General features: G+C 63.2%; 6 protein-coding genes. 5 read left to right on the plus strand and 1 reads right to left on the minus strand.

The window, feature by feature from the left end:
- The 5 genes from RMO57_RS02250 to RMO57_RS02270 all read left to right on the plus strand — a co-directional run.
- The coding region (locus RMO57_RS02250) for a branched-chain amino acid transaminase (protein ID WP_310383804.1) at positions 1–629 on the plus strand (629 nt) is incomplete at its 5' end.
- 19 nt (positions 630–648) lie between these two features.
- Entirely contained in the window at positions 649–858 is a 210-nt protein-coding gene (locus tag RMO57_RS02255) for a zinc-finger domain-containing protein (RefSeq protein WP_310383807.1), read from the plus strand.
- 5 nt (positions 859–863) lie between these two features.
- Positions 864–1,313, plus strand: a complete 450-nt coding sequence (locus RMO57_RS02260) for a YybH family protein (protein WP_310383809.1) — start codon at positions 864–866, stop codon at positions 1,311–1,313.
- 11 nt (positions 1,314–1,324) lie between these two features.
- The gene (locus RMO57_RS02265; protein WP_310383811.1) at positions 1,325–2,299 is read left to right on the plus strand and encodes a YheT family hydrolase; all 975 of its coding nucleotides are present in this window, start codon (positions 1,325–1,327) and stop codon (positions 2,297–2,299) included.
- A 2-nt stretch (positions 2,300–2,301) separates the two neighbouring features.
- Complete coding sequence (locus RMO57_RS02270) at positions 2,302–2,829, plus strand: DUF2946 family protein (RefSeq protein ID WP_310383813.1); 528 nt, start codon at positions 2,302–2,304, stop codon at positions 2,827–2,829.
- A 69-nt stretch (positions 2,830–2,898) separates the two neighbouring features.
- On the opposite strand, the gene RMO57_RS02275 is transcribed toward RMO57_RS02270, so the two are convergent.
- Positions 2,899–3,393: a c-type cytochrome gene (locus RMO57_RS02275; protein WP_310383815.1), complete on the minus strand. Its 495-nt coding sequence runs from the start codon at positions 3,391–3,393 to the stop codon at positions 2,899–2,901.
- Positions 3,394–3,469 lie beyond the last annotated feature (76 nt).

The raw sequence follows: 3,469 nt of genomic DNA on the forward strand, positions 1-3,469 counted from the left end.
GGATTGGCTCCGAGAAGCTGGGCATCAGCCCCAAGGGCAACAAGATTCACCTGATGGTGGCGGCCTGGGCCTGGGGCGCTTACCTCGGCGAGGACGGCATGCGGCGCGGCATCCGCGTCAAGACCAGCAGCTACACCCGCCACCACGTCAACATCACGATGACGCAGGCCAAAGCCGTCAGCAATTACACCAACTCCATCCTGGCCAATATGGAGGCGCTGGATGATGGCTATGACGAAGCGCTGCTGCTGGACGCCTCGGGCTTTGTGTCCGAGGGCGCGGGCGAGAATTTGTTCGTGATCAAAAACGGCATGGTCTACACGCCCGATTTGTCGGCCGGCGCTTTGAACGGCATCACCCGCAACACGATCTTCCACATCTGCGAAGACTTAGGGCTCAAGCTGGTGGAAAAGCGCATCACCCGCGATGAGGTGTACATCTGCGACGAGGCCTTCTTCACCGGCACCGCCGCCGAGGTGACGCCGATCCGCGAGCTGGACCGCATCGAGCTGGGCAGCGGCAATTACGTCGGCAGCCGGGGTCCCATTACCGAGAAAATCCAAGCCGCGTTCTTTGACATCGTCAATGGCCGCAATGCGAAATATGCGCACTGGCTCACGCTGGTCTAGTTAGAAAGAAAACATCATCATGAGCAATGCCGACAAATCCATCGTCGAGGTCACCGCCGCCGATGTGCAAGGCGCCGGCGTGGTGGCCTGCCCGAACCCGAAGATGGCGCTGTGGAGCAGCCATCCCAAGGTCTTCATCGACCTCAGCCATGGCGGCCAAGGCAAGTGCGCTTATTGCGGCACCGTCTACAAGCTGAAGGCCGGCGAAGTGCTGCACAGCCAGCACTGAAACCCATGCAACACCCCAAAGTTCCGGTCGCCGCGCTCCTGTCCTCGCCCGAAGACACCGAGACGCAGTTTTACGAAGCATTGCAACAGGCCGACCTCAGCCGCTTGATGGCCGTCTGGTCGGACGAGGAGGAAGTCTCCTGCGTCCACCCAGGCGGCCCGCGCGTGGTCGGCTTGGGTGCGATCAGGGCGGCCTTCGAGGTGGTGTTTGCCCAAGGGGCGATCTCGGTGCATCCCGAGCGGGTGCGGCGTGTGCAAACCAATGAGACCGCGATTCATCAGGTGTTGGAACGTGTTGTGGTTGAAGGCGGTGGCGGCAAACAAAGTGCTTGGGTGATCGCCACCAATGTCTACCTGAAGACGGCGCAGGGATGGCGCATGGTGGTCCACCATGCCAGCCCCGGCACCGCACATGACATCCAAGAAGTCATTGAAGAGCCGGCGACCTTGCATTGAAACCTAGTGTTATGCAGTACCAAGCCCCAAGATGGCTGCCCGGCGGCCAAGCGCAGACCATCTGGCCGGCGATGTTTTCGCGCCATAACGGTGGGCCTGAGCTGAGCTTCAGACGCGAACGCTGGGACACCCCCGACGGCGATTTCGTTGACGTTGATTGGCTGGATGGCCCCGCCGAATCCGCCGTTGAGTGCCCGCTGCTGGTCTTGTTCCACGGCTTGGAGGGGAGCTCGCAAAGCCATTCCTCGCAGGCCTTCGCCACCGTCGCGCGTTCGCGTGGCTGGGCGTTTGCGATGCCGCATTTCCGCGGCTGCTCGGGGGAGCTGAACCTCGCGCCGCGCGCCTATCACTCGGGTGACTTTGAGGAAGTGGGCTGGATGCTGGCGCGCTTCAAGGAACAGCACGACGGCCCGGTGCTGGCAGCCGGTGTTTCGCTAGGCGGCAATGCCTTGCTGCGCTGGGCCGAAGAGCATGGCCAGAGCGCTGCCGCCACCGCCCGCGCGGTCTGCTCGATCTGCTCGCCGGTCGATCTGGCCGCCGCCGGGCACGCCATCGGCCAAGGTTTCAACCGGCTCGTCTACACCCGCATGTTTTTGCGCACCATGGTGCCCAAGGCGCTGCGCAAACTGCAGCAACACCCTGGCCTGTTCGACGGCGAACGGCTGCGCGCTGCCAGCAATTTGTACGAGTTTGACAATCTGTTCACCGCGCCGCTGCACGGTTTTCGCAGCACCGAGGACTACTGGGTGCGCGCCTCGGCCAAGCCGCATCTGAAGCGCATCCGCATCCCGGCCCTGGTGCTGAACGCCCGCAACGACCCCTTTGTGCCGGCCGCCAGCCTGCCCCGGCCGCAAGACGCCGGCCCCTGTGTGACGCTGTGGCAACCGGCGCAGGGTGGCCATGTCGGCTTTGCCCAGGGCCGGCTACCCGGCCATGTGTTCGGCATGCCGGAGCAGGTGTGTAACTGGTTATCTCAGGCGCTCTAGCTATGGACCCCATCGTCGAAGCCGCGCTGAAGAAATGGCCCAATGTGCCGCATTGCTATGGCTGGTTGGCGCTGGACGCGCGCGGCGATTGGTATATGCGCGACGAGCGCATCCAGGCCGCCGGACCGTTTCCGCAGGTCAAGGGCAGCCGCGTCACGCATGAAAAGCTGCGCCAGTTCATTGAGCGCAATTACGCGGCGGACGAGTCGGGCTGCTGGTTTTTCCAGAACGGCCCGCAGCGCGTCTATCTGCAGCTGGAGGCCGCACCCTGGGTGTTCAGGCTGGATGCGGGCCTGCTGACGGACGGCTTGGTGCACACCCACACCGGCCTGAGCTGCGCAGGCTCGGCCAGTTGGCTGGACGAGCAAGACCGCCTCTTTCTCAGCACGCCCTTGGGTTTGGGCCTGGTACACAGCATGGATATGGACTGGGCGGCGCAAGCGGTGGAGGCCGGGCTGTGGGCACCGCAGGCCTGCACACATGCCGAGTTACTGCAGCGGCACGGGGTGAACTTGACCCCTTTGCCCTAGGTTCACAAAATTCAGGCCCACAAAAAAGCCGACCTCAGCGGGTCGGCTTTTTATTTGAGCGAGAACGCCTCAGTTTGCGGCTGCCGAAGCTGCCGCAGCCGGCGCCTTGGGTTCGTCAAACTTGGCACCGCCCTGATTGGCCATATGAACCACGGCGCGGGAAATTTCAAAGTCACTGAAATCACCACCGCCTTGCGCACCCATGGCGCCCTTGCCCTTCAGCGCCGAAGCCAGCAAGGCCTCTAAGCCGGCGCCGATGCGTGGGCCCCAAGCCGCCAGGTCGGCAAGCTTAGGGGCACCGGCCGCGCCGCTGGCATGGCAGGCCGCGCATTGCGCTTGGTAGACCTGCTCGCCGGTCTTCAAGGTCGCGACGTTATTCATGTCCTTCAACTCAATGCCGCCGATGGGCTGAATGCGCGCGGCCACGGCCATTGCCTCAAGCGCTTCGCTGCCGGCGGCCGGCTTGCTGCTGCTGGAGACGTAATTGGCCAGCATGATGATCACGATGATCGGCACAACAAAGGCCAACCCCACCGCCCAGGCCAGCTGTTTGGGCGTCTTGATCGGGCCTTCGTGGGCCTCTTCATCGTGTGCGTGTGCTTGTGCGTTTGCCTGCGCTTGAGCTTGAGCTTTTGTGTTC

Origin of the sequence: Roseateles sp. (assembly GCF_031397715.1) — a bacterium.
GTDB lineage: Bacteria > Pseudomonadota > Gammaproteobacteria > Burkholderiales > Burkholderiaceae_C > Paucibacter_A.